The organism is Pseudomonas sp. YA1 (assembly GCF_058680555.1).
Genome location: NZ_JBZWBG010000015.1, coordinates 160,528 through 183,609, shown reverse-complemented (window position 1 = coordinate 183,609; position 23,082 = coordinate 160,528). Strand labels below are relative to the sequence as shown.

At 64.7% G+C, this 23,082-nt stretch carries 23 protein-coding genes; 8 read left to right on the top strand and 15 right to left on the bottom strand.

Annotation, left to right across the window (positions count from 1 at the left end):
- Positions 1 to 330: 330 nt before the first annotated feature.
- The 7 genes from msrQ to AC4OR5_RS21890 all read right to left on the bottom strand — a co-directional run bounded on the left by msrQ (position 331) and on the right by AC4OR5_RS21890 (position 6,821).
- A complete protein-coding gene (gene msrQ / locus AC4OR5_RS21920) occupies positions 331 to 939 on the bottom strand; it encodes a protein-methionine-sulfoxide reductase heme-binding subunit MsrQ (protein ID WP_058160320.1) in 609 nt (202 codons plus the stop codon).
- On the bottom strand, positions 939 to 1,952 hold the full coding sequence (msrP, locus tag AC4OR5_RS21915; protein ID WP_023108328.1) for a protein-methionine-sulfoxide reductase catalytic subunit MsrP: 1,014 nt from the start codon (positions 1,950 to 1,952) through the stop codon (positions 939 to 941). Before msrP ends, msrQ begins: the two co-directional genes overlap by 1 nt.
- A 60-nt stretch (positions 1,953 to 2,012) precedes the next feature.
- On the bottom strand, positions 2,013 to 2,828 hold the full coding sequence (gene pssA, locus AC4OR5_RS21910; protein ID WP_003095061.1) for a CDP-diacylglycerol--serine O-phosphatidyltransferase: 816 nt from the start codon (positions 2,826 to 2,828) through the stop codon (positions 2,013 to 2,015).
- Positions 2,829 to 2,982: 154 nt separating this feature from the next.
- A complete protein-coding gene (gene ilvC, locus AC4OR5_RS21905) occupies positions 2,983 to 3,999 on the bottom strand; it encodes a ketol-acid reductoisomerase (RefSeq protein WP_003095066.1) in 1,017 nt (338 codons plus the stop codon).
- Between the two features lie 42 nt (positions 4,000 to 4,041).
- A complete protein-coding gene (gene ilvN / locus AC4OR5_RS21900; RefSeq protein ID WP_003095069.1) occupies positions 4,042 to 4,533 on the bottom strand; it encodes an acetolactate synthase small subunit in 492 nt (163 codons plus the stop codon).
- Positions 4,534 to 4,535: 2 nt separating this feature from the next.
- Entirely contained in the window at positions 4,536 to 6,260 is a 1,725-nt protein-coding gene (locus tag AC4OR5_RS21895) for an acetolactate synthase 3 large subunit (RefSeq protein ID WP_003095071.1), read from the bottom strand.
- A 288-nt stretch (positions 6,261 to 6,548) separates the two neighbouring features.
- The gene (locus AC4OR5_RS21890; protein WP_158147715.1) at positions 6,549 to 6,821 is read right to left on the bottom strand and encodes a hypothetical protein; all 273 of its coding nucleotides are present in this window, start codon (positions 6,819 to 6,821) and stop codon (positions 6,549 to 6,551) included.
- On the opposite strand from AC4OR5_RS21890, the gene AC4OR5_RS21885 reads away from it, so the two are divergent.
- Positions 6,811 to 7,263, top strand: a complete 453-nt coding sequence (locus tag AC4OR5_RS21885) for a DUF4124 domain-containing protein (protein ID WP_003095076.1) — start codon at positions 6,811 to 6,813, stop codon at positions 7,261 to 7,263. The two genes, AC4OR5_RS21890 and AC4OR5_RS21885, sit on opposite strands and share 11 nt — an antisense overlap.
- Positions 7,264 to 7,370: 107 nt before the next feature.
- On the opposite strand, the gene AC4OR5_RS21880 is transcribed toward AC4OR5_RS21885, so the two are convergent.
- From AC4OR5_RS21880 to mrcB, 3 genes are read right to left on the bottom strand one after another with little or no spacing between them, the layout of a single operon-like run.
- Positions 7,371 to 7,700, bottom strand: coding sequence for a YqcC family protein (locus AC4OR5_RS21880; protein ID WP_003111351.1), 330 nt, complete (start codon positions 7,698 to 7,700; stop codon positions 7,371 to 7,373).
- On the bottom strand, positions 7,700 to 8,479 hold the full coding sequence (gene lpoP, locus AC4OR5_RS21875; protein ID WP_003116066.1) for a penicillin-binding protein activator LpoP: 780 nt from the start codon (positions 8,477 to 8,479) through the stop codon (positions 7,700 to 7,702). The genes AC4OR5_RS21880 and lpoP overlap by 1 nt, the downstream gene beginning before the upstream one ends.
- Positions 8,480 to 8,495: 16 nt before the next feature.
- Positions 8,496 to 10,820: a penicillin-binding protein 1B gene (gene mrcB, locus AC4OR5_RS21870; protein ID WP_003111352.1), complete on the bottom strand. Its 2,325-nt coding sequence runs from the start codon at positions 10,818 to 10,820 to the stop codon at positions 8,496 to 8,498.
- 212 nt (positions 10,821 to 11,032) lie between these two features.
- Here mrcB and AC4OR5_RS21865 point away from each other — a divergent pair, with 212 nt between their 5' ends.
- The 4 genes from AC4OR5_RS21865 (at position 11,033) to cbpA (ending at position 14,434) form a co-directional block, all read left to right on the top strand.
- Positions 11,033 to 12,595, top strand: a complete 1,563-nt coding sequence (locus tag AC4OR5_RS21865; protein WP_031686082.1) for a bifunctional aminoglycoside phosphotransferase/ATP-binding protein — start codon at positions 11,033 to 11,035, stop codon at positions 12,593 to 12,595.
- Between the two features lie 91 nt (positions 12,596 to 12,686).
- Positions 12,687 to 13,034, top strand: coding sequence for a pentapeptide repeat-containing protein (locus AC4OR5_RS21860; protein ID WP_003095090.1), 348 nt, complete (start codon positions 12,687 to 12,689; stop codon positions 13,032 to 13,034).
- A gap of 225 nt (positions 13,035 to 13,259) precedes the next feature.
- The gene (locus AC4OR5_RS21855; protein WP_003095094.1) at positions 13,260 to 13,532 is read left to right on the top strand and encodes a TfoX/Sxy family protein; all 273 of its coding nucleotides are present in this window, start codon (positions 13,260 to 13,262) and stop codon (positions 13,530 to 13,532) included.
- 104 nt (positions 13,533 to 13,636) lie between these two features.
- Positions 13,637 to 14,434 carry a cAMP-binding protein CbpA gene (gene cbpA / locus AC4OR5_RS21850; protein ID WP_003095096.1) on the top strand — a complete coding sequence of 266 codons (798 nt, stop codon included), beginning with the start codon at positions 13,637 to 13,639 and terminating at the stop codon, positions 14,432 to 14,434.
- Positions 14,435 to 14,897: 463 nt separating this feature from the next.
- Here the strand turns inward: cbpA and AC4OR5_RS21845 are convergent, their stop codons facing one another.
- From AC4OR5_RS21845 to AC4OR5_RS21825, 5 genes are read right to left on the bottom strand one after another with little or no spacing between them, the layout of a single operon-like run.
- A complete protein-coding gene (locus AC4OR5_RS21845; protein WP_034015696.1) occupies positions 14,898 to 15,785 on the bottom strand; it encodes a ChaN family lipoprotein in 888 nt (295 codons plus the stop codon).
- A gap of 10 nt (positions 15,786 to 15,795) precedes the next feature.
- A complete protein-coding gene (locus tag AC4OR5_RS21840) occupies positions 15,796 to 16,563 on the bottom strand; it encodes a heme ABC transporter ATP-binding protein (protein WP_003095098.1) in 768 nt (255 codons plus the stop codon).
- Positions 16,563 to 17,546 carry a FecCD family ABC transporter permease gene (locus tag AC4OR5_RS21835; RefSeq protein ID WP_003121063.1) on the bottom strand — a complete coding sequence of 328 codons (984 nt, stop codon included), beginning with the start codon at positions 17,544 to 17,546 and terminating at the stop codon, positions 16,563 to 16,565. The genes AC4OR5_RS21840 and AC4OR5_RS21835 overlap by 1 nt, the downstream gene beginning before the upstream one ends.
- Positions 17,547 to 17,596: 50 nt before the next feature.
- Positions 17,597 to 18,490 (bottom strand): hemin ABC transporter substrate-binding protein, encoded by an 894-nt coding sequence (locus AC4OR5_RS21830; protein ID WP_003095100.1) that lies wholly within the window; start codon positions 18,488 to 18,490, stop codon positions 17,597 to 17,599.
- Between the two features lie 9 nt (positions 18,491 to 18,499).
- Positions 18,500 to 19,564 carry a hemin-degrading factor gene (locus tag AC4OR5_RS21825; RefSeq protein ID WP_023108333.1) on the bottom strand — a complete coding sequence of 355 codons (1,065 nt, stop codon included), beginning with the start codon at positions 19,562 to 19,564 and terminating at the stop codon, positions 18,500 to 18,502.
- A gap of 180 nt (positions 19,565 to 19,744) precedes the next feature.
- On the opposite strand from AC4OR5_RS21825, the gene phuR reads away from it, so the two are divergent.
- The 3 genes from phuR to AC4OR5_RS21810 all read left to right on the top strand — a co-directional run bounded on the left by phuR (position 19,745) and on the right by AC4OR5_RS21810 (position 23,082).
- Positions 19,745 to 22,039, top strand: a complete 2,295-nt coding sequence (gene phuR / locus AC4OR5_RS21820; RefSeq protein WP_058160321.1) for a heme/hemoglobin uptake receptor PhuR — start codon at positions 19,745 to 19,747, stop codon at positions 22,037 to 22,039.
- 102 nt (positions 22,040 to 22,141) lie between these two features.
- Positions 22,142 to 22,489, top strand: a complete 348-nt coding sequence (locus AC4OR5_RS21815; protein ID WP_003121065.1) for a Rieske (2Fe-2S) protein — start codon at positions 22,142 to 22,144, stop codon at positions 22,487 to 22,489.
- Between the two features lie 80 nt (positions 22,490 to 22,569).
- Positions 22,570 to 23,082, top strand: coding sequence for a DUF4136 domain-containing protein (locus AC4OR5_RS21810; RefSeq protein WP_012614565.1), 513 nt, complete (start codon positions 22,570 to 22,572; stop codon positions 23,080 to 23,082).

Genomic DNA, 23,082 nt, shown 5'->3' with positions numbered 1-23,082 from the left:
CTACAGCAACCTCTCGTTCCGTCAAGCGTTATTTTCGAAAATTTTCTTTTCTACTCAACCGCTTGCGCCGACCTTCAAACCATCTTCCGATCAGCGGGAGGCGCATTCTACAGCGTTCAAACTCGCTGTCAAGCACCTCGGTGAAGCTTCGTTTCGAATCCCTTTCGGGACCGAACCGCTGCGGCGAACAACCTGCCGGAGCGCTTCACCACCCCCTGGGAGAGAATCCGTAAATCCTTGATTTTCAAGAATTTACTCTTCGTCGTCGCCGGGAGTGGTGCGCATTATAGGGAGATAGAAACTGGCGTCAACACTTAATTGAAACTTTTATTACGAAACACCGGGACGAGTTCGAAGCCTGGGCAGGCGGCGAGCGATCGAGGGTAGCCGCAGCAGCATGAGCGACGCGCCAGCCACAGCGTACAGGGTCCACTCCTCCAGGTCTGCCCGCACCACCCAGAGCATGTGCAGCAAGCCGAGCCCAAGGATCAGGTAGACCAGGCGATGCAGCTTCTTCCAGCGACTACCGAGCCTGCGCATGGCGAAGCGGTTGGAAGTGATCGCCAACAGGAACAGGCAGATGAATCCAAGCATTCCCACGATGATGTAGGGACGCTTGCTCAACTCGATGCCCAACTGCCCCCAGTCCAACCCCAGGATGAACACGCAGTAAGCGCTCAGGTGCAGCAGCACATAGGTGAAGCACCACAACCCCAACTGGCGACGCACGGCGATCCAGCCCGGCCAGCCGCTCAGCTTCTGCAGTGGCGTCATCGCCAGGGTGAGTAGCAGCAATACCAAGGCGCCCAGCCCCAGTCGATCGACCAGGGTCTTGCCCGGGTCAGGTCCGAGGGCAAAGATCCAGGCTTGGTACAACCACCAGGCCGGCACTGCCAGCGCCCCCAGGAATACCGCAAGGCGCAGATACCAGTAGCGCATCAGTAGTACTTCCTCAGATCCATGCCGCTATAAAGGGAAGCGACCTCGCTCCCGTAGCCATTGAACATCTGCGTATCCCGTACATTGGGGCTGAACAACCCACTGGGCAGGCGCCGCTCGCGAGCCTGGGACCATCGCGGGTGGTCAACCTGCGGATTGACGTTGGCATAGAACCCGTACTCGTTGGCGGCAATGCTTTCCCAGGTGGTCTTCGGCTGCTCGCGGACCAGACTGATACGCACGATGGACTTGATGCTCTTGAAGCCATACTTCCACGGCACCACCAGGCGCAACGGCGCGCCATTCTGGTTGGGCAACAGCCGCCCGTACATGCCCACCGCCAGAATTGCCAGGGGATGCATCGCCTCGTCCATGCGCAAGCCTTCTATATAAGGCCAGTCGATCACCGAGAAACCGGAGCGTTGGCCGACCATCTGTTCCGGACGCTGCAGGGTTTCGAAACGGACGAACTTCGCCTGCCCATTGGGTTCGACCCGCTTGAGCAGGTCCGCCAGGGGAAAGCCCAGCCAAGGGATCACCATCGACCAGGCTTCCACGCAGCGCAGCCGATAGATGCGCTCTTCCAGTTGGTAGGGTTTGACGAAATCCTCGAGGGCATAGGTACCCGGCTTGCCGACCTCGCCGTCGATCACCACCGACCAGGGCTCGGTCTTCAGGGCCGAGGCGTTTTCCGCCGGGTCGCCCTTGTTCGGCCCGAATTCGTAGAAATTGTTGTAGTGGGTGGCGTCCTTGAATGGCGTGATCGCCTCCCCCTGGACATCCACCGCCTGCCAGCGGGTCTGCGGTAGCTTTTCGGCGAACCAGCCCGGCGCCGGCACCGGCTCGACGCCGGCATAGCGCTGTTCGTCGGCAAAGCCCAGGCGCGGCAGGCCGCTGGCCAGCGCCAATCCGGCGAAGGAAGCACCGAGCAGACGCCGACGGGACAGGTAGAGGGTTTCGGACGTGACTTCCGACTCGGAACAGTCGGAACGGGAGGGAATCTTGATCAGCATGACGGGCTCCGCAATGACCAGCTTTGTGCCAGTAGACTACGGAGCCCGTTGGAAATTACATCAGCTCGGCTGCTTCCGGCGACGCAACTGCAGCAGGTATTGCACAGGACCGGAGGCCGCGTAGGCAAGGAACAGCAACAGGAGGATGCGCGGCGGGTCGGTAAAGACCACGGCGAAGGCCAGCACCACGATAAGGATCGCCACGAACGGCACCCGGCCGCGCAGGTCGAGATCCTTGAAGCTGTGGTACTTGATGTTACTGACCATCAGCACACCGGCGGCGGCGACCAGCAGGGCGACGAGGAAGGCAACCTTGGCGCCCTGGATTTCGAAATCGCTGAACGCCCATACCGTGCCCGCCACCAGCGCCGCGGCGGCCGGACTGGCCAGACCGATGAAATAGCGCTTGTCGGCCTTGCCGACCTGGGTGTTGAAACGAGCCAGACGCAGGGCGGCGCCCGCAACGTAGATGAAGGCGACCATCCAGCCGACCTTGCCGAGGCTGCCAAGCGCCCATTCGAAGGCGACCAGCGCCGGCGCCACACCGAAGGCGACCATGTCCGACAGCGAGTCGTACTCGGCGCCGAAGGCGCTCTGGGTGTTGGTCAGGCGAGCCACGCGGCCGTCCAGTCCATCGAGGACCATGGCCACGAAGATAGCGATGGCGGCGTTGGCGAACTGGCCGCTCATGCCATTGATGATGGCGTAGAAGCCGGAAAACAGGGCCGCCGTGGTGAACAGGTTGGGCAGCAGGTAGATACCGCGGTGACGAACCTTCCGCCCTTCGGCGTCGTGCCCTTCTTCTATATGTTCGTCGATGGGCAGCAGGCTTTCTTCGTCGGAGGCCTTGTTCGGCTCCTCGGGACGTTCACTCATGGACAATTCCTTGGGAACTGATGGGGTACGAATATGCCGACAGCACTTCTGACTAGGAAGACAACTCCGCCGGCCCAGGCTTTATACCAGATCGCCAGGCAAGAACGAAAAAACGCGGCCGGGGCCGCGTTTCTTCGTCTGTCGCCGGAGCCGCTTAGTTCTTGCTCTTGTCGACGATCTTGTTGGCTGCGATCCACGGCATCATCGCGCGCAGCTTCTCGCCGATCTGCTCGATCGGGTGAGCGGCGTTGTTGCGGCGGTAGGCAGTCATCGACGGGTAGTTGGCCGCACCTTCGGTAATGAACATTTTCGCGTATTCGCCGTCCTGGATGCGCTTCAGGGCGTTGCGCATGGCAGCACGGGACTCGGCGTTGATCACCTCCGGACCGGTTACGTACTCACCGTATTCGGCATTGTTGGAGATGGAGTAGTTCATGTTGGCGATGCCGCCTTCGTACATCAGGTCGACGATCAGCTTCAGCTCGTGCAGGCACTCGAAGTAGGCCATTTCCGGCGCGTAACCGGCTTCGACCAGGGTTTCGAAACCGGCCTTGACCAGCTCGACGCAACCACCGCAGAGAACGGCCTGCTCACCGAACAGGTCGGTTTCGGTCTCGTCCTTGAAGGTGGTTTCGATGATACCGGTACGACCGCCGCCGACGCCGCAGGCGTAGGACAGGGCGACGTTCTTGGCGTTGCCGGAAGCGTCCTGGTAGATGGCGATCAGGTCAGGGATGCCACCGCCCTTGACGAACTCGGAACGCACGGTGTGACCCGGGGCCTTCGGCGCGATCATGATCACGTCGAGGTCGGCGCGCGGGACGACCTGGTTGTAGTGGATGGAGAAGCCGTGAGCGAAGGCCAGGGTGGCGCCCTTCTTCAGGTTCGGCTCGATCTCTTCCTTGTACAGGCGGCCCTGGAACTCGTCCGGGGTGAGGATCATGACCACGTCGGCTGCGGCGACGGCGGTCTTCACGTCGGCAACCTTCAGACCGTGCGCTTCGGCCTTGGCCACGGTGGCGGAGCCGCTACGCAGGCCCACGGTGACGTCGACGCCGGAGTCCTTCAGGTTGCAGGCATGGGCGTGGCCCTGGGAGCCGTAGCCGATGATGGCAACTTTCTTGCCCTGGATGATCGAGAGGTCACAATCTTTATCGTAGAAAACGCGCATGGGAATTCCCCTTCAGTAAGGCCTCGCGGGCCTGCTTTCAGTTCAGATGCTCAGAGTCTTGTCGCCACGGGCGATGCCGGTGACGCCACTGCGGACCACTTCCAGGATCGACGCGGTGCCGATGGCCTGGATGAAGCTGTCCAGTTTGTCGCTGGTACCCGCCAGTTGCACGGTATAGACGCTACTGGTGACGTCGACGATCTGCCCACGGAAGATATCGGTGGTGCGCTTGACCTCGGCGCGCTGGGCGCCCGTGGCCTTGACCTTCACCAGCATCAGCTCGCGCTCGATATGAGCGCTTTCCGACAGGTCCACCAGCTTGACCACTTCGATCAGCTTGTTGAGGTTCTTGGTGATCTGCTCGATCACCTCATCGTGCCCCACGGTGGTCAGCGTCAGACGCGACAGGGTCGGGTCCTCGGTCGGCGCCACGGTCAGGCTTTCGATGTTGTAGTTGCGTTGGGAGAACAGGCCGACCACGCGGGACAATGCGCCTGGCTCGTTTTCCAGCAGCAGGGAAATGATGTGTCGCATGATCAGGTACGCTCCGTCTTACTCAGCCACATGTCGCGCATCGCGCCGTCACGGATCTGCATCGGATAGACGTGTTCGCTGGCGTCCACCTGGATGTCGAGGAAGACCAGGCGATTCTTCATGGCGAACGCCTCCTCCATCTTCGGCTTCAGATCCTTCAGGTCGGTGATGCGCATGCCGACATGCCCGTAGGCTTCGGCAAGCTTGACGAAGTCCGGCAGGGATTCCATGTAGGAATGCGAATAACGGCTGTTGTACTGCATGTCCTGCCACTGGCGGACCATGCCCAGGGCACCATTGTTCAGGTTGACGATCTTCACCGGCAGGTCGTACTGCAGGCAGGTAGACAGTTCCTGGATATTCATCTGGATACTGCCCTCGCCGGTCACGCAGGCGACATCGTCGTCCGGGAAGTTGAGCTTGATGCCCATCGCCGCCGGGAAGCCGAAGCCCATGGTGCCGAGACCGCCGGAGTTGATCCAGCGATTGGGCTTGTTGAACTTGTAGTACTGCGAGGCGAACATCTGGTGCTGGCCGACATCGGAGGTGATGAAGGCATCGCCATGGGTAACCTCGTAGAGCGTCTCGATGACGGTCTGCGGCTTGATGATGCTGCCGTCGCCCTTGTCGTACGGGAACAACCCACGGTTACCACGCCACTCGTCGATCTGCTTCCACCAGGCAGCCTGGGCATCCTGGTTCGGGGTCTCGCCGATTTCCCTGACGATCGCGACCATCTCGGTGAGAACGCTGTCCACCGGGCCGACGATCGGGATGTCGGCCTTGATGGTCTTGGAAATCGACGCCGGATCGATGTCGATGTGGATGATCTTGGCGTTCGGGCAGAACTTCGCCGCGCCGTTGATGACCCGGTCGTCGAAACGCGCGCCGACCGCGAGGATCACGTCGCTGTGATGCATCGCCAGGTTGGCGGTGAAGCTGCCGTGCATCCCGAGCATGCCGAGGAACTGGCGGTCCGCGCCGGGATACCCGCCGAGGCCCATCAGGGTGTTGGTCACCGGCAGGTTGAGCATCTGCGCCAGCTCGGTCAGCGGCGCCGCGGCATTGCCCATGATCACGCCGCCGCCGGAATAGACCACCGGGCGCTTGGCGGCCAGGAGCATCTCGGCGGCCTTGCGGATCTGTCCCGAGTGACCGCGAACGGCCGGGCTGTACGAACGCAACTTGACCTTCTTCGGATAGGAATATTCGAACTTCTGCGTCGGGTCGCCCATGTCCTTCGGAATATCCACGACCACCGGCCCCGGACGACCCGACTGCGCCAGGTAAAAGGCCTTCTTGATCACCTCGGGAATTTCCGAGGGATGCTTGATGATGAAGCTGTGCTTCACGATCGGCCGGGAGATCCCGACCATGTCGGTTTCCTGGAACGCGTCGGTACCGACCATGTTGCTCGGCACCTGGCCCGACAGGATCACCATCGGGATGGAGTCCATGTATGCGGTGGCGATACCGGTGATGGCGTTGGTCGCGCCCGGGCCGGAAGTCACCAGCACGACACCGGGCTTGCCGGTGGCGCGGGCGTAGCCGTCGGCCATATGGGTAGCCGCCTGTTCGTGGCGCACCAGGATGTGGGTCACGTCGTGCTCCTTGAAGAGCGCGTCGTAGATATGCAGGAGGGCACCACCCGGGTACCCGTAGATGTACTTAACGCCTTCGTCGCGCAACGAGCGGACGACCATTTCAGCGCCAGATAAAAGCTCCACGTTTTCACCTCTAGAACGCTATACGGCCACCCAGGGGCGGGCGACCGAAATTCGGTTGGCTGCCCGGCAGAGCATGGGTGACGGTAGTCACCGGCTACGTCAACTGCCGATTGAGCAAACTTGGAAGGGCGCCTGGTGTTACGGAGCTCTTCCACCCAGCGCGAGGTAACGCGAAGCAGGGTGTAACTTTCGGCGCGGGTAGGCACCTCATGGTCTGCCGGAGAGGGGACTGGGTTGCAGACGGCCCGCTACAGCGAGCTTGGATTCTTCGCATTCGTCGAACGCAAGTCAAGCTTTATTCTGAAAATTATCAAAAAAAATTCCAAGGAAGCTGCCATACCCTTCCATAAAAAAGCTGATCAATGACCAAAAACAGATTTCATGGCTAGAAAATTCCGATTTAGAGCAAACTTTTCCAAAATGCCCATGATTCCCGCGAGGACTTGCCACGGCGAGGCCGTCTCCGGCGGCGGTTGTGATGCCGTGCAGCATGCCGCGCTGGCGGATTTGGTTATAGTTAGCCGCAGTTAGCGCATTCCAAGGACTCCGCATGCGACGCATGATCCTCCCGGCCAGCTTGTTGCTCGCCCTCTCCTCTTTCGCCATGGCCGCCCCGATCTACAAATGGGTCGACGCCGAGGGCGTCACCCACTTCGGCGCACAACCGCCGCAAGGTGCGCAAGCGACCACGGTGAATACCCAGACCGCCCCGCCGCCGGACAACTTCCCCCTGCCCCCCTCGACCCCGGCACCGACCATCCAGCAGAAACCGGCCGATCCCGAGCAGAAGGCGATCGACGACAAGGTGAAGCAGCAAGTGGCGAAGGAAGAGGCCGAGCGCAAGCAGTTCTGCGAAGAGACCCGCAACAACCTCGCGCAACTGAAGAACAACCCGCGCGTAAGGGTCGACGAAGGCAAGGGCGAACTCCGTCGCCTCGGCGAGGAAGAACGCCAGGAGCGAATCGCCAAGGCCGAAAAGGCGATCCAGGAGAATTGCCGCTGAGGCGAACACAGCCCCGTCCCGCAGCATGGGGCTGACCCGGCTCTCCGCCTTGCTTGAAGCAAAGAAAAACCCGGCCTGTAGCCGGGTTTTTCTTTACTGCCGAAGCTTCATGACGGCCCGCCGATCAGCCGGTCGAACTCGCCAAGCGCCGCCAGCAGGCCGGCGACTTCCTCGCCACGCTGCGCATAGGCCACCTCGGCCATGGCCAGGATACCCGAGGCTTGCGGCAAGGCGCTGTCGCTTTCGAGAATCAGCTTCATCCGTGGCAGGAAGATCCATTGCAGCCATTGCTCGAGCGCCAGCGTATCCACGCAGAACGGCTCGGGGCTGGCCAGCGCTTCCGGGGCGGGGCTGCTTTCGCTCCACCAGCCGAGGGCACGCAACTCACGCTCGATCAGCAACAACTGGTCGGCCAGCGCATAGACCCGTCGATCCATCAGGAGCTGACCTTGGCCTTCTGCCGGGCCAGCGCAGCGCCGGCGGAGTCTCCCTGCTTCTCCCGAGCCTGGGCGATCAGTTCCCAGAGCCCGGCCTGCAAGGCCGGCCGGCCATTGGCGTAGCTCAAGCCACGGCGCGCGACCTGCTCGGCCTGGGCCGCATCGCCCTGGGCCAGGCGCACCTGGGCCAGGCGATAGAGCACCTGCGGCTCGCGCGGAGCGATGCGCTGGGCTCGCTCGAGGCTGGCGGCGGCGCTGTTCAGGTCGCCGCTGCCCTGCTGTTGCTGGGCGGTTGTGAGCATCGCCAGGACCGGCCCGTCCAACTGCTCGTCGGCCGCCAGGCTGCCGGCCGAGCCGGAGGCCGGAATGCCGGTGGGCGCGGAACGACTGGCGCCGCTGGGCGGCATGTTGTAGCTGCCACCCAGCGGTGGCGTGGAGGCGCTGCTGGGCGGAGCCTGGTACTGGGTGCCGGTGCCGAGCGGAGCGCTGCTGATCGGCGCGGCGCCGGACTGCGCCGGGAAAGTCTGGATCGGTGCGGAATTGGCGCCCTGCGGCACCATCACCACCACACCGGAGTCGCCGCCCTGGGGAATGCCCTGGGTGGCGGCGCCTTGCTGGGTACGCGGTACCTGGGTACGGGTGATGCGGAAACCGCCGCTTTCCTGGTTGGACACCGGAGTACCGGAATCCACCACCGGGATCGCCCCGTGCTGCGGGCTGGCGCAGCCCGCGAGCAGGGCACTGCCGGCAAGCGCGGCGAATACGAAAATCTTCTTCACGTCAGGTCCTCTCGGATCAATTCAGCCAGCCACGTACCCAGTCCATCACCTCGCCGGCGGGGTTCTGGCTCCCGCAGCCTGGGCCCTGGGCGGGCTCGCTGCCACGAATATAGGGCATCTGTACGGCATTCGGGCAATCCGCCGCCGAGCCCTGCCCGGTCTGCGCGTCGACCCAGGCCATCACCACGTTCTCCGGCATCGGCATTTCCAGCGATTGCGGATGCGCCTTGCGCATGAAGCTGGCCCACACCTGCAAGGCACCGGTGGCGCCGGTAAGCGGCGTCTTGCCGTTGTCGTCGCGACCGAGCCAGACCACAGCCTGGAGGTCGCCGCCGAAACCGGAGAACCAGCTATCGCGCGAGTCGTTGCTGGTGCCGGTCTTGCCGGCGAGGGTCAGCGACGACGGCAATTGACTGTACACCGAACGCCCGGTGCCTTCGCGCATGACCCGCTGCATGGCGTTCTGCACCAGGTAGACGGCGCCCGAGTCGAAGCGCTGTTCGACCTGGAACGGATAGCGCTTGAGCGGCTGGCCGTCGGCAGTGAGGACGCTGCGGATCCCCCGCAACGGCGTGTTGAAGCCGCCGCTGGCGATGGTCTGGTACATGGTGGCGACCTCCATCGGACTGAGCGAACCGGCGCCCAGCAGCATCGAAGGATAGGCCGGCCAGTCACGGTTGATACCCAGCCGGGCGACGGTCTGCAGCACGTTGGGCACACCGACGTCGAGGCCGAGCTTGGCGGTGGACAGGTTGTAGGAGTTTGCCAGGCCCTGGTACAGGAAGATCGTGCCATGCGAGCGCCGGTCGTAGTTCTGCGGTCGCCAGACCTGGCCGTCCTGGCCTTTCACCGCGAAGGGCTCATCCTGTACCCAGGTGGTCAGGGTGTACTTGCTCGGCCGCTCGAGAGCGGTCAGGTAGACCGCCGGCTTGATCAGCGAACCGATCGGCCGCACCGCGTCCAGGGCCCGGTTGAAGCCGGCGAAGCGCGGGTCGCGACTGCCGATCAGGGCCTGGATCTCGCCGGTTTCCGGATTGGTCACGACCATCGCCGCCTCGACCTGGTCGACCCCCTTGCGCCCACTGAGACGCTTGAGCGTTTCGTTGACCGAGGTCTCGGCCTTCTCCTGCAGGATCGGATCGAAGCTGGTGAAGATGCGCAGCCCTTCCTCGGTCAGGTCCTCGTCGCGGTAGTCCTGGCGCAACTGGCGCTTGACCAGGTCGAGGAAGGCCGGATAGGAGCTGTCGGCCATGCTGCCCTGCCGGGTCACGCCGAGCGGGCGCTGCTTGGCGGCGTCGACTTCCTGCTGGGTCGCCACGCCCTGCTCGGCGAGCACGTCGAGCACCAGGTTGCGCCGCGCCAGCGCACGATCCGGGTAACGCCGCGGGTTGAAGTAGGACGGTCCCTTGACCATGCCGACCAGCAGCGCCACCTGGTCGAGCTTGAGCTCGGCCAACGGCTGACTGAAGAAATACTGGCTGGCCAGGCCGAAGCCATGGATCGCTCGTTGCCCATCCTGGCCGAGGAACACCTCGTTGAGATAGGACTCGAGGATGTCGCGCTTGTCGTAGTGCAGTTCCAGCAGCACCGCCATCATCGCTTCGTTGATCTTGCGGCTCAGGCTGCGTTCGTTGCTCAGGAAGAAGTTCTTCACCAACTGCTGGGTCAGGGTGCTGCCGCCCTGGCGCAGCTGGCCGGCCGTGGTGTTGACCCACACCGCCCGGGCCACGGACTTCAGCGACACGCCATGGTGGTTCCAGAAGTCGCGATCCTCGACCGCGACCAGGGTGTCGATCAGGTAGGTCGGCACCTGGTCGAGCTTGACCAGGATGCGATCCTCATGGTGCGCCGGATACAAGCCGCCGATCAGCAGCGGCTCAAGGCGCGCCACCGCCAGTTCCTTGCCGTTGGCCTGGCTCAGCCCGCTGACGTAGTTGCCGTTGAAGCGCACGCGCACGCGCTGGGCCGGTTCCGCACCTTCGTAGAACTGGAAGCCACGGGTATTGAGTTCGACCGCGCTGGCCGCCACCGATACGGTTCCAGGGCCGCTCACGCTGGGCTCGCGACGGTAGCCGAGGGCGTCGAGTTCGCGCAGGAAGTCTTCCCTGCTCAGCTTCAGGCCGTTGAACAGCTCCAGCGGGCGGGCATAGACCTTCGCCGGGATGGTCCAGCGCCGGCCGGAGAATTTCTCCTGCACCACGGCATCGAGATAGATGGCGAAGCCGGCGAGGAGCACCAGGCCGACGAGGCCGAGCTTGAGGGCCCAGCCGAGCCATTTGTTCAGGCCGGGTGCCGGGCGTGCTTTGCTGTTACGGGAACGGGGGGATCGGGGACGCGTCATGGCGGCGCATTATACGTACTTTATCCACAGCGGACAGACACCGCATCGGCGGCATCCACGGTCTGCGCGGCCCCGGTGGATAGGCGCGGCGGCAGCGCGGCGCATTCGACCGGCGATCCGGCAAATGGTTGCTATCCGCCAGCGAGGTTTGCACTGTCACCCCTTCCCGCCATAATGCGGGTTTTCGCATATTTCAGAGGCAAGGATATCCCGTGAGCCAGACCCTGATCGCCGCCCTGCAGAACCCGGCGCTCTACCCCCACCCGGTGGAGCGCTTCGAGGTCATCGAGACGCACATCTCCTGGGTCCTGTTGACCGGTCCCTACGCCTACAAGATCAAGAAGCCGATGGATTTCGGCTTTCTCGATTTCACCAGCCTGGACAAGCGCCGCTTCTATTGCAACGAAGAGCTGCGCCTGAACCAGCGCCTCACCGACGATCTCTACCTGGAGGTCCTGCCGATCACCGGCAGCGAAGAGGCGCCGCGGATCGGCGGCGACGGCGAGGCAATCGAATACCTGCTGAAGATGCGCCAGTTCCCGCAGGACAACCTGCTGGCGGCAATCCAGGGCCGCGGCGAACTGTCCAACCAGCATATCGACGAACTGGCCGAGCAGATCGCGCACTTCCACCAGAACACTCCGAATGTGCCGCTGGAGCACCCGCTGGGCACCGCCGAGTCCTGCATGGCGCCGGTGCGGCAGAATTTCGAGCAGGTTCGCCCGCTGCTCAAGGACAAGGCCGACCTGCAACAACTGGATGCCCTCGAAGCCTGGGCGGAAAGCAGCTTCGAACGCCTGCTGCCGGTGCTCCAGGAGCGCAAGGCGAAGGGCTTCATCCGCGAATGCCACGGCGACATCCACCTGGGCAACGCCGCGCTGATCGACGGCAGGGTAGTGCTGTTCGACTGCATCGAATTCAACGAGCCGTTCCGTTTCACCGATGTCTGCGCCGACTTCGCCTTCCTCGCGATGGACCTGGAAGATCGCGGTCTGAAGTGCCACGCTCGACGCTTCGTCAGCCTCTATCTGGAACACACCGGCGACTACCAGGCCCTGGAACTGCTGAACTTCTACAAGGCCTACCGCGCCATGGTCCGCGCCAAGGTCGCGCTGTTCAGCCTCGGCTACCAGACCGATGCCGTGCAGCGCGCGGCGACCCTGCGCCAGTACCGCAACTACGCCAACCTGGCGGAAAGCTACAGCGCCATTCCCTCGCGCTTCCTGGCGGTCACCCATGGTGTCTCCGCGGTCGGCAAGAGCCAGGTGGCCATGCGTCTGGTGGAGGCTCTGGGCGCCGTGCGCCTGCGCTCGGATATCGAACGCAAGCGTCTGTTCGGCGAGCAGCCGGAACACGACAGGGGCCAGTTCGCCGCCGGCATCTATAGCAGCCAGGCCAGCGAAGCGACCTATGCGCACCTTCATCAGTTGGCCGCGAAGATCCTCCAGGCCGGCTATCCGGTGGTGATCGATGCCGCCTACCTGAAGCAGAATCAGCGCCAGGCCGCTTGCCACATCGCGGAGGAAACCGGCGTGCCGTTCCTGATCCTCGACTGCCACGCGCCCGAAGCGGTGATCGCCGGCTGGCTTGCGCAACGCCAGGCGGAAGGCAAGGACCCGTCCGACGCGACTCTCGACGTGATCCGCACCCAGCAGGCTACCCGCGAGCCGCTGACAGCGGCGGAGACGGTCCAGAGCAAGCGCGTCGACACCCACGACGCGGCCAGCCTCGACGGGCTGGTCGACGGCATTCGCCAGCGCCTGCCCGGTCTCTGAACGAACTGCCATGGCGCCCGCCCCTCCAGGGCGGGCGCCATGCCGCTGCTCTTCTATACTCACGGCGAGCCTTCTGCGCAGGACGCCGCCCATGAACTCGCCCCGTCAGCTCGACTCGCCGCTCTACCAACTGCTCCACGCCGAAGACATCGAAGGCTTCAACCGACAGAAGCCGGCCGACGGCTGGATCGACCTGGCCGGCGGCGACTTCCGCGGCCTCGACCTGCGTCTGCTGGATGCCGCCCGCGTCGACTTCAGCGATGCCTATTTCCGCGGCGCCGACCTGCGCGGCGTGGATCTGCGCGAGGCGCGCCTGGAGGGCGCCAGCCTGGCCCATGCGCAGATATCCGGTACGTATTTCCCGTTGCGCCTGGCGCCGGACGAGATCCGCATGTCGGTGAACTTCGGCACCCGCCTGCGCTACCTGCCGGAACCCTGAGAAGCGAAAGGACCACGCCAGGCCACGTTTTGCCGGGAGGCCGCTACACTTCTGGCAGGTACCCGGCCGGCTGAGGATCGGTCCCGGACCGCCTACGCCGGATCGTAAGGGCGAAGGCCGCTCGCGTCGGCCATCTCGCTCCATCGCGCCGGCCCTGTCGGCTCCGGACCGGTTCCAGGCAGTTCCGCGCCATCACGCTTCTGAGCGGCATCGCAAGGACCGACGATGAACGACGAACTGCTGAACCTGAAAAACCTCGGGAAAACCTCGACCCAATGGTTGCATGCCGTGGGTATCCACAGCGCCACCGATCTGCGTCGGCTCGGCTCGGTGGGAGCCTATCGCGCGGTCCGCGCGCGCGGCTTCCGAGCCTCGAAAGTCCTGCTCTATGCCATCGAAGGCGCACTCCTCGACGTTCACTGGAACGAGCTGTCCCCAGACCACAAGGCCGCACTGCTCGGCGAGCTGGAGACTTTCCCCGTGCGAAACAAGAGCTAGCTCACACCTGCCACGGGAAGATATTTACTCCCCCCGGGCGCCCACCTATCGTCTCGTGGACGTTCGTACCTCCTCTCCCGACCAGGCAGCTCAAGGAAATGGCCATGTATCTACTCGGCGAGCAACCGGCTTATGCCGACCAATTGATCAATCGCCTGCAGGGAATCCCTCACCGCTTGCTCGAAGGCCTGGCACCCAGCGGCCCCGCCCTGGAACTGGAACGTAGCGACGACCTGGAACGCGAGCTGCCCGCCGACCAGGTATTCCTGGTGGAAAGCGGCCTGCTGCATGCGCTGGTCGACGAACGCCCACTGTTCTACCTCCAGGAAGGCGACCTCCTCGGCCTTCGACGCGGACTCGAGCTCCCCGCCTGCCGGCATGCCAACGAAGAGCCGATCCGCCTGCTGCCCTATTCGCGCGATGCGCTGCTCCAGCACATCCATGCTGACCAGGAACGTCAGGAACTGCTATTGCAGTACCTGATCGGACAGACTGCCCTGCTCGGCGATGCGCTGGCGCACCTGAAGCAGCCGGAAGTCCGCCCGGCCACCGGCTTCCGCCACTTCGCCGCGGGCGAGGCGCTGATCCGCCAGGGCGACGATGCGGATCATGTATTCATCATCATCGAAGGGCACGCCGAAGCGCTGGTGGACGGCCAGAAAGTCGGCGATGTACAGAAGGACGAGATCTTCGGCGCCATGGCCGTGTTCACTCGCGAGAAACGCAGCGCCACGGTGGTCGCCAGCGAACCCTGCACGGTGATGGTGATTCCCAAGGAGCAGTTCCTCGGCCTTATGCAGAACAACCCGCGAATCGCCCATAGCCTGATCGAAGGCATGGCCCGGCGGATAGACCTGCTTAACCGGGAAGTGACCCAGCTGCGCCTGCGCCGCAGCGCCTGAGGCCCATTCCAGAGGGCTCGCGACTAGCTAGCAGAAAAGTTTGGCGAAAGCGTTTGACATGGAAATGAGAATCATTATTATGTCACTCAACTGGTCGCGAGATCAGCCGGTAAGCTGAGAGACCCACGCAGTCGGACTCTTCAGATTATCTCCTCATCAGGCTAATCACGGTTTTTGACCCGGCACTTTGCCGGGTCTTTTTTTGCCTGCGATTCGGCCGGAGACGACCGTTCATCGGCTGACGATGGAATGAATGAGAACCGGCTTGACCTGATAATGAGAATAGTTATTATTACACCAACTGGTCGCGAGGCCAGCAGGTAAGCTGAGAGACCAAGCAGTCGGACTCTTCAGATTATCTCCTCATCAGGCTAATCACGGTTTCGACCCGGCACTTTGCCGGGTCTTTTTTTGCCCGCGAAAACGTAGCGCGATACGCGGCTCCAGGCCTCGCGCCCTTCCTTCAACGCGCCTTCTTCATCTCCGCGCAATAGTCCTTGTCCGGCTGTGCCGGCGTGTACCAGGCGTAGTCGGCCTCACGCGTCGTTACCGCCTGCCCGGCCTCGACCAGCATCAGTACCTGCGCGCCCTTCTCCGCACCAAGGTCGCGCAGGTGGACCGGTACGCCGAGGTCGCGTCGGGCGTGGAAGCTGCCGGCGACGAGCATCGCCGGCAGTGGCGCATCGCGAAAACGCTCGGCCATGCGACGGTCACGTTGCTGCTGGACGGCGAGCATCGCCGGCAATTGATCGTCGGGAAGCATGCCACAGTGGGATTCGCGAATCTGCGCAAGCAACGGCAGGCGCACGCTGTCACGCCTGGAGGCCGTTCCGGGAAGCGGCGGACGCTCCCTGTAGATGCGCATGATCTCGCTCCGCTGGAGGTTCGCCGCCAGCAACGGCGCGGGTTGCGCAACCGCCCAGGACACCAGGGGTCCGTACTGCGTCCAGTCCCAACCTTTCTGCCAGTCCAGGGCCTGCTCCAGGCTCGCCACCGGCCTGCCGGTCCCGAGTTGTGCGCGGACCGCATCCACCCGTGGTTGCTGGCCGGGATCGAGCATTTCCAGCAGCAGGCTGCCCTGCGCCCGGTATTCGCCCAGGGCCTGCGCCAGCCACAGTTCCACGGCATGATGATCGGGATTGTCGTGCTTCTCGCCGACGATCACTCGCGGCGCGGCCGCCAGGCGTGCGACCAGTTGCTGCGGGCTCAGCGTCACGCCGCTGCGCAATTCGACTATTCGTCCCGTCTGCGGATCGTCGCGCCCTTCCGGGCTCTGCCAATCAGGCAGCGGCGGCAGTTGGGACTGGCAGCCGCCCAGCAGCAGACAGAAAGCGAACAGGCGAATGCGCATGGTGACTCCTTCAACGGGCGACGATCAGCGGATGACCTCGCTCGGGATGACGCTGGACCAGGACCTCGAGGCCGAACACCGCGCGCAACGGCTCGGGGCGCAGGACTTCCTCGGGCGTACCGAGCAGGTGCGGGCGACCATTCTGCAACAGCAGCAGGCGGTCGCAATAGCGCGCGGCCAGGTTGAGATCGTGGAGGATCACCAGCACCGAGGCACCGCGGCGGGCGAAATCATGCACCGCCTGCAGGGTAGTGTGCTGGTGCAGCGGGTCGAGCGCCGAGGTCGGTTCGTCGAGCAGCAGCACCTGCCCCGGCTCGCCCGGCCACAGCTGCGCCAGCACCCGCGCCAGGTGCACGCGCTGGCGTTCGCCGCCGGACAGCGCCAGGTAGCTGCGCCCGGCCAGATGGCTGGCGTCGGCCGCCGCCAAGGCCTCGGCGACGATCTGCACATCGCGCTCGCGGCCGCTGGAATGGGGCAGCCGACCGAAGCCGACCACCGCCTCCACCGGAAAGGCGAAGCCCAGCGACGAACTCTGCGGCAGCACCGCCAGGCGCTGCGCGCGAGCGACGCCCGGCCAGTCGTCGAGGCCGCGCTCGTCGAGCAGCACCAGCCCTTCGGCCGGCTCCAGTTCGCCACAGAGAGCGCCAAGCAAGGTGCTCTTGCCGGCGCCGTTGGGGCCGAGTACGCCGAGCATCTCGCCAGGCCGCAGCTCCAGTTCGAGGCCTTCCAGTACAGTCTTTCCGCCACGGCGGATGGACAAGTTCTCCACGCGCAGCATCAGGCCCGCCCCCGCAATAGCAGATAAAGGAAGAACGGCGCGCCGATCAGTGCCGTGACGATGCCGATCGGCAACTCCGCCGGAGCCAGCGCCAGGCGCGCCAGCAGGTCGGCAAGCAGCAGGAGAATGGCGCCGGCCATCATCGAGGCCGGCAGCAACGTCCGATGATCCGGACCGGCAACCAGACGGATCAGGTGCGGCACCACCAGGCCGATGAAGCCGATCATCCCCGCCGCCGCCACTGCGGCGCCGACGCCGAGGGCAGTGCAAAGCACCAGTTCGGCCTTCAATCGCTCGACGTCGAAGCCCAAGTGACGGGCCTCGGACTCGCCGAGCAGCAGTGCGTTCAGCGCATCTGCCCGGCGCGGTAGCCAGCAGGCCACCAGCAGCGCCACCAGCAGCAGCGGCCAGAGTCGTGGGTAGCTGGCGCCGTTCAGGCTGCCCAGGTTCCAGAAGGTCAGGGTACGCAAGGTGGCGTCATCGGCGAGATAGGTAAACAGTCCGATCACCGCGCCGGACAGTGCGGTCAAGGCGATCCCTGCCAACAACATGGTGGCCACGCTGGTCTGGCCATCGCGGCGGCCAAGCCGATAGACCAGCCAGGTCACCCCCAGGCCGCCGCCGAAGGCGCACAGCGACAGCAGGTAAGGCGCGAGGAACGCCGGCAAGCCGCCCAGCGAGGCGCCGAATACGATGGCCAGCGCCGCGCCGAGGGCCGCGCCGCTGGACACCCCGACCAGCCCTGGATCGGCCAGCGGGTTGCGGAACAGGCCCTGCATCGCCACCCCGGACAGCGCCAGCACCGCGCCCACGGCCAGGCCGAGCAGGGTCCGCGGCAGACGAATCTGGCCGAGGATCATTTCCGCCTGGGCCAGGCCCGTTCCATCGAGCGGCAGCCCGGCCAGGCGCAGCGCGGCGCGCAGGGTATCGCCCAGCGGCAGGCTGACGGGACCGAGGGCGAGGGACAACCAGAGGACCAACACGAGCGAAATCCCCAGCGCACCGAACAGTGCGCGGGGACGAACAACCGATTTCAATGGGCGGCTTCCGTACTCAGCGGTTTCGCGGAAGGATAAAAGGCTGCGGAGAGAGCCGCCAGGCCATCCGGCAGGCGCGGACCGAGGCCGCCCACCAGGAGCGTCGGGTCCAGCACCAGCAGACGTCCGTCACGCGCCGCGCGGGTCGCGGCGAGGCCGGGGTTCTGCTTGAGCAGCGCGGCACGCGCCGCATCACCTTCGAGGCTGCGGTCGGCGATCACCACCGCGACCGGATCGAGCGCTGCCAGGGCTTCAACCGAGATCGGCTTGTAACCCTCATGGGTAGCCAGGTTGCGTGCTCCGGCTCGGTTCAGGACCCAATCGCCGCCGGTATTGCGCCCGGCTACCAGCAACTGACCGCCGGCATTGCCGATCACCAGCAGGACGCCCGGGGCCGGCTGGCTCTTCTGCGCGGCCGCGATCCAGTCCGCCTGGCGCCGCAGCCGCTGGCGATAGTCAAGTTCGGCGGCCTCGGCGCGCTGGGGCACGCCGAGCCAGTCGCCGAGCTTCTTCAGGTTGCTTTCCAGTGCCTCCAGATCCGGCTTGGCGGAGAGGGTCTCGACCCGCACGCCGGCGCCTTCGAGCTGCTTGAGTACCGGCGGAGGCCCCATTTCCTCGGTGCCGATGAGGATATCCGGACGCAACGCCAGCACGCCCTCGGCAGCCAGTTGGCGCTGGTAGCCGACGCTCGGCAACTGTTTCAGCGCCTGCGGATGCTGGCTGGTGGTGTCCACCCCGACCAGCTTGCTCTCGCCACCCAGCGCCACCACCCATTCGCTCAGCGAGCCGCCCGCGCTCACCCAGCGTTGCGGCAGCTCGGCGGCCTGGGCCATGCCGGTGCCGAGCAGGATGCCCAGCGCCAACCCGTTGAATAGTCGATCGATACGCATGATCTCTCCTCAGAGCGCCTTGAAGGATTCGGCCAGTTCGCGCCAGTCGTCGCGCTCGGGCTCGCCGGGCTTACGCGCGCCGAACAGTTGCACGATCAGTTCGCCGTCGGCGTCGAAGGCCTCCCAACTGGTTACGATGCCATCGGTGCTCGGCTTGCGCACCCGCCAAAGCTCGGCGATGCCGGTGGTCTTCAGGTGCAGGTTGAATTCCGGATCGAGCACGTTGAACCAGTCGTCCAGCCACTTCAGGTTGCACACAGGCCCGGTATGGATCTGGATGCAGTAGGCGTTGCCGACGAACACCATGATCGGCAACCCGCTTTCGGCCGCCGCTTCGAAGAGTTTCGCCAGCTCGCCATTGTCCAGGCGCTCGGCCCATTCGCCGCCAGCCAGGCGCAGCGCCTGGGTGCGCTGCGCGCCATGCTTCTTCAGCAGGGCGTGGAAATGATGGGTGTCCTTCAACGCGGCCCAGCCTTCGCGCAAGGCGGCGGCATCGATCTGCGCATCGACGAGCGCCGCAGCCGGCGCGCGGGGTTCGTGCAGCGCCAGCACGGCATCCTGCTCGGCAGCCCGCAGGCGCTCGACCAGCGGTTCCCAGGCGCGGACGTCGCTGGCCTCGGTAAGGAACACCTTGTGCACCGCCACGCCCTGCTGGTCGAACACCTGGATGCTGCGCTGGGTACCCCGCGATGTCTCCTCGGCAATGGCGAAGACGGCGTTCCAGCCCCCCAGGAACAGGCGCAGGTCGATATCCGGCGAGACCACCAGGCCCATCTGCCCATTGGCAGAGACCGTCACTTCGCGATACGGCCCCTTGCGTTCGTGGACGCAATGCTCGTTGCGGGTCAGCGCCATGATCGGCCCCAGTTCGCCGAGCGCCGGCAGCAAGGCGGCCCAGTCCGGCCGCAGGCGCACGGCATCGATGCCGACCCGGCTGGCGACCAGCTCGCCTTCGCTGACCTGCAGCAGCGCGGCGGCGTCGCGCGCGCGTAGCTGCGGTCGCTCGGCGCGCAGGTCCTGCCAGGCGCGGTAAAGCTCGGCAGGGGAATGGGAAAGGCTGGGAGTGCTGCTCATCGACGGTTCCTCGGGCATATCCGGTTCGGTCGCGCTACGCGCAAAAACAGGCGAACTTTGCCACAAAACGCATATCTGAATCCATTTGATAATTATTTGCATTAGCGTTTTTCTGGCAGTACCTTGTGCGCCCGACGTCCCCCTGGCTATTCGCCACCGGCCCGACCCAAGGAGTCCCACATGCCGCTCTCCCCGCCCTTCGCCCTGCGCCCCTGCCTGGCCCTGCTGTTGCTCAGCCCTTCCCTGGCTCTGGCGGGGAACGCCGTCCCGCTGACCCCGACCACCATCACCGCCACCCGTACCGAGCAGGCAGTGGATTCGGTGCCAAGCACCGTCAGCGTGCAGACCCGCGAACAACTGGACCGGCAGAACGTCAACAACATCAAGGAACTGGTGCGCTACGAACCGGGAGTCTCGGTCGGCGGCGCCGGCCAGCGTGCCGGGATCACCGGCTACAACATCCGCGGCATCGACGGGAACCGCATCCTTACGCAGATCGACGGGGTCGAACTGCCCAACGACTTCTTCAGCGGCCCCTACGCGCAGACCCACCGCAACTACGTCGATCCGGACATCGTAAAGCGCGTGGAAATCCTTCGCGGCCCGGCCTCGGCGCTGTACGGCAGCAACGCCATCGGCGGCGCGGTGAGCTACTTCACCCTCGACCCGTCGGACATCATCAAGGACGGCAAGGACGTCGGCGCCCGGCTGAAGGCCGGCTACGAGTCGGCAAGCCACTCCTGGCTGACCTCGGCCACCGTCGCCGGCCGCGCCGACGACTTCGACGGCCTGCTGCATTATGGCTACCGCCAGGGCCACGAGACCGAATCCAACGGCGGCCACGGCGGCACCGGGCTCTCGCGCAGCGAAGCCAACCCGGAAGACGCCGACAGCTACAGCCTGCTCGGCAAGCTGGGCTGGAACTACGCCGAGGGCAGCCGCTTCGGGCTGGTCTTCGAGAAGTACAAGAGCGACGTCGATACCGACCAGAAGAGCGCCTATGGCGGCCCGTACGACAAGGGCAAGCCGGCCATCCCGCCGAGCATGCTGCCGGGCGGCATGTACCAGTGGCGCAAGGGCAACGACACCCTGACTCGCGAGCGCTACGGCCTGGAGCACCATTTCCTGCTCGACAGCCCGGTCGCCGATCGCATCCAGTGGAGCCTGAACTACCAGTTGGCGAAGACCGACCAGGCGACCCGCGAGTTCTACTACCCGATCACCCGCAAGGTCCTGCGCACCCGCGACACTACCTACAAGGAACGCCTGTGGGTCTTCGACAGCCAGTTGGACAAGAGCTTCGCCATCGGCGAGACCGAGCACCTGCTGAGCTACGGGATCAATCTCAAGCACCAGAAGGTCACCGGCATGCGCAGCGGCACCGGCACCAACCTGGACACCGGCGCGGACAGCCCGCGCGATGCCCTGGAACGCAGCAGCGACTTTCCCGATCCGACGGTGAAGACCTACGCCCTGTTCGCCCAGGACAGCATCAGCTGGAACGACTGGACCTTCACTCCCGGCCTGCGTTACGACTACACGCGCATGGAGCCGCACATCACCGACGAGTTCCTGCGCACCATGAAGCAGAGCCAGAACACCGCGGTCGACGAGTCGGACAAGAAATGGCACCGGGTTTCGCCCAAGTTCGGCGTGACCTACGACTTCGCCCAGCACTACACCTGGTACGGCCAATACGCCCAGGGCTTCCGCACGCCCACCGCCAAGGCGCTGTACGGTCGATTCGAGAACCTGCAGGCGGGCTACCACATCGAGCCTAACCCCAACCTCAAGCCGGAAAAGAGCCAGAGCTTCGAGACCGGGCTGCGCGGCAAGTTCGACGAAGGCAGCTTCGGCGTGGCGGTGTTCTACAACAAATATCGCGACTTCATCGACGAAGACGCCCTGAATACCGATAGCACCGGCGGCAACGGCCAGACCTTCCAGTCCAACAACATCGAGCGTGCGGTGATCAAGGGCGTCGAGCTCAAGGGCCGCCTGGAGCTGGGCGCCTTCGGCGCGCCGCAGGGACTCTACACCCAGGGCAGCGTGGCCTACGCCTACGGTCGCAACAAGGACAACGGCGAGCCGATCAACAGCGTCAACCCACTCACCGGAGTGTTCGGCCTGGGCTACGACGAAGCAGACGGCAACTACGGCGGACTGCTCAGCTGGACCCTGGTCAAACGCAAGGATCGCGTCGACGACAGCACCTTCCACACCCCGGATGGCACCGCCAGCCAGTTCAAGACCCCGGGCTTCGGCGTCCTCGACCTCAGCGCCTACTACAGGCTGAGCAAGGACCTGACCCTCAACGCCGGTCTCTACAACCTGACCGACGAGAAATACTGGCTGTGGGATGACGTGCGCGGCTACGACAGCGTCGGCGAGGCTTCGGCGCTGGCCCCGGCCAACATCGACCGACTGTCCCAGCCAGGCCGCAATTTCGCGGTCAACCTGGTCTGGGACATCTGACCCGTTACCCCTTCGCACACGGAAGTGCCCCCATACCCAGCGCCTGGCCATGCCGGGCGCTTTCCATGCCACAGGTGAAAGCCGTCCTCCGGATCAGGGATAATGATCCCGGCAAACGGAGCGCCCATGATCCACCTGTGTCCCTCTTCCCATCTCGCCGAAGGCAACAGCCGCGGCTTCCTCGTCGATGAGCGACGGCTGTTCGCGGTGCGTCGCGACGGCCGCGCCTACATCTACCTGAACCGCTGCCCGCATCGCGGCATCCCGTTGGAGTGGCAGCCCGATGCCTTCCTCGACGACAGCGCCAGCCTGATCCGTTGCGCCAGCCACGGCGCGCTGTTCCTCATCGAGTCCGGCGAGTGCGTCGCCGGCCCCTGCGCTGGCGAGCGCCTGCGCGCCCTGCCCTGCCGGGAAGACGCCGAAGGCCTCTGGGTGGAGCTGGACGACTGACCCAACGGGGGATGGGCGGCAAGCCGCGAGGCAACGGCTAGGCTTGCGGCACAAAGATAAAAAAGAGGAAGGAACGCGCCATGCGCCGATTCAGCCTGCGCTTCGTCCTGCTGCTCCTGTTCGGCCTGCTGCTCTATGCCTGCCGCAATGAACCGGGCCCCGTACGGCTCGCCCCTGGCGTAACAGCGGCGGATTACCGGACTTTCTTCATCCAGGCGGTACGCGCCGAGGGGCACCGCATCGACTTCGAGGAGCGTTTCGATACGGCCGTGCGCCGCGCCCTGGAGGCCAAGGGCTATCGCTACCACGCGGAACACGGCAACCTGCGGGTGATCTACGCCCTCGGCCTGCAACGCCAGCCGGGCCTGGAAATGCGCCCGGTGATCACCCAGGATGGCGTCTTCACCCAGACCCAACTGACCGAAGACACCGAGGCCAGGCTGGCGCTGCGCATCCTTGACGAAAGCAACGGCAGGGTCCTTCTGGAAAGTGTGCTGAGCCGCCAACTGCACGATCCGGCGCTGACCCAGGAAGCGTTCGACCGCGGCGTCGCGCAGTTGCTGAAGGACTTCCCGAGTCGCAGTCAACCTTGA

What these genes read in the sequence shown, in the direction of transcription:
- msrQ (WP_058160320.1), bottom strand. Translation starts at nt 939, where the DNA reads ATGCGCTACTGGTATCTGCGCCTTGCGGTATTCCTGGGGGCGCTGGCA.
- msrP (WP_023108328.1), bottom strand. Translation starts at nt 1,952, where the DNA reads ATGCTGATCAAGATTCCCTCCCGTTCCGACTGTTCCGAGTCGGAAGTC.
- pssA (WP_003095061.1), bottom strand. Translation starts at nt 2,828, where the DNA reads ATGAGTGAACGTCCCGAGGAGCCGAACAAGGCCTCCGACGAAGAAAGC.
- ilvC (WP_003095066.1), bottom strand. Translation starts at nt 3,999, where the DNA reads ATGCGCGTTTTCTACGATAAAGATTGTGACCTCTCGATCATCCAGGGC.
- ilvN (WP_003095069.1), bottom strand. Translation starts at nt 4,533, where the DNA reads ATGCGACACATCATTTCCCTGCTGCTGGAAAACGAGCCAGGCGCATTG.
- AC4OR5_RS21885 (WP_003095076.1), top strand. Translation starts at nt 6,811, where the DNA reads ATGCGACGCATGATCCTCCCGGCCAGCTTGTTGCTCGCCCTCTCCTCT.
- AC4OR5_RS21890 (WP_158147715.1), bottom strand. Translation starts at nt 6,821, where the DNA reads ATGCGTCGCATGCGGAGTCCTTGGAATGCGCTAACTGCGGCTAACTAT.
- AC4OR5_RS21880 (WP_003111351.1), bottom strand. Translation starts at nt 7,700, where the DNA reads ATGGATCGACGGGTCTATGCGCTGGCCGACCAGTTGTTGCTGATCGAG.
- mrcB (WP_003111352.1), bottom strand. Translation starts at nt 10,820, where the DNA reads ATGACGCGTCCCCGATCCCCCCGTTCCCGTAACAGCAAAGCACGCCCG.
- AC4OR5_RS21860 (WP_003095090.1), top strand. Translation starts at nt 12,687, where the DNA reads ATGAACTCGCCCCGTCAGCTCGACTCGCCGCTCTACCAACTGCTCCAC.
- AC4OR5_RS21855 (WP_003095094.1), top strand. Translation starts at nt 13,260, where the DNA reads ATGAACGACGAACTGCTGAACCTGAAAAACCTCGGGAAAACCTCGACC.
- cbpA (WP_003095096.1), top strand. Translation starts at nt 13,637, where the DNA reads ATGTATCTACTCGGCGAGCAACCGGCTTATGCCGACCAATTGATCAAT.
- AC4OR5_RS21845 (WP_034015696.1), bottom strand. Translation starts at nt 15,785, where the DNA reads ATGCGCATTCGCCTGTTCGCTTTCTGTCTGCTGCTGGGCGGCTGCCAG.
- AC4OR5_RS21840 (WP_003095098.1), bottom strand. Translation starts at nt 16,563, where the DNA reads ATGCTGCGCGTGGAGAACTTGTCCATCCGCCGTGGCGGAAAGACTGTA.
- AC4OR5_RS21830 (WP_003095100.1), bottom strand. Translation starts at nt 18,490, where the DNA reads ATGCGTATCGATCGACTATTCAACGGGTTGGCGCTGGGCATCCTGCTC.
- AC4OR5_RS21825 (WP_023108333.1), bottom strand. Translation starts at nt 19,564, where the DNA reads ATGAGCAGCACTCCCAGCCTTTCCCATTCCCCTGCCGAGCTTTACCGC.
- phuR (WP_058160321.1), top strand. Translation starts at nt 19,745, where the DNA reads ATGCCGCTCTCCCCGCCCTTCGCCCTGCGCCCCTGCCTGGCCCTGCTG.
- AC4OR5_RS21815 (WP_003121065.1), top strand. Translation starts at nt 22,142, where the DNA reads ATGATCCCGGCAAACGGAGCGCCCATGATCCACCTGTGTCCCTCTTCC.
- AC4OR5_RS21810 (WP_012614565.1), top strand. Translation starts at nt 22,570, where the DNA reads ATGCGCCGATTCAGCCTGCGCTTCGTCCTGCTGCTCCTGTTCGGCCTG.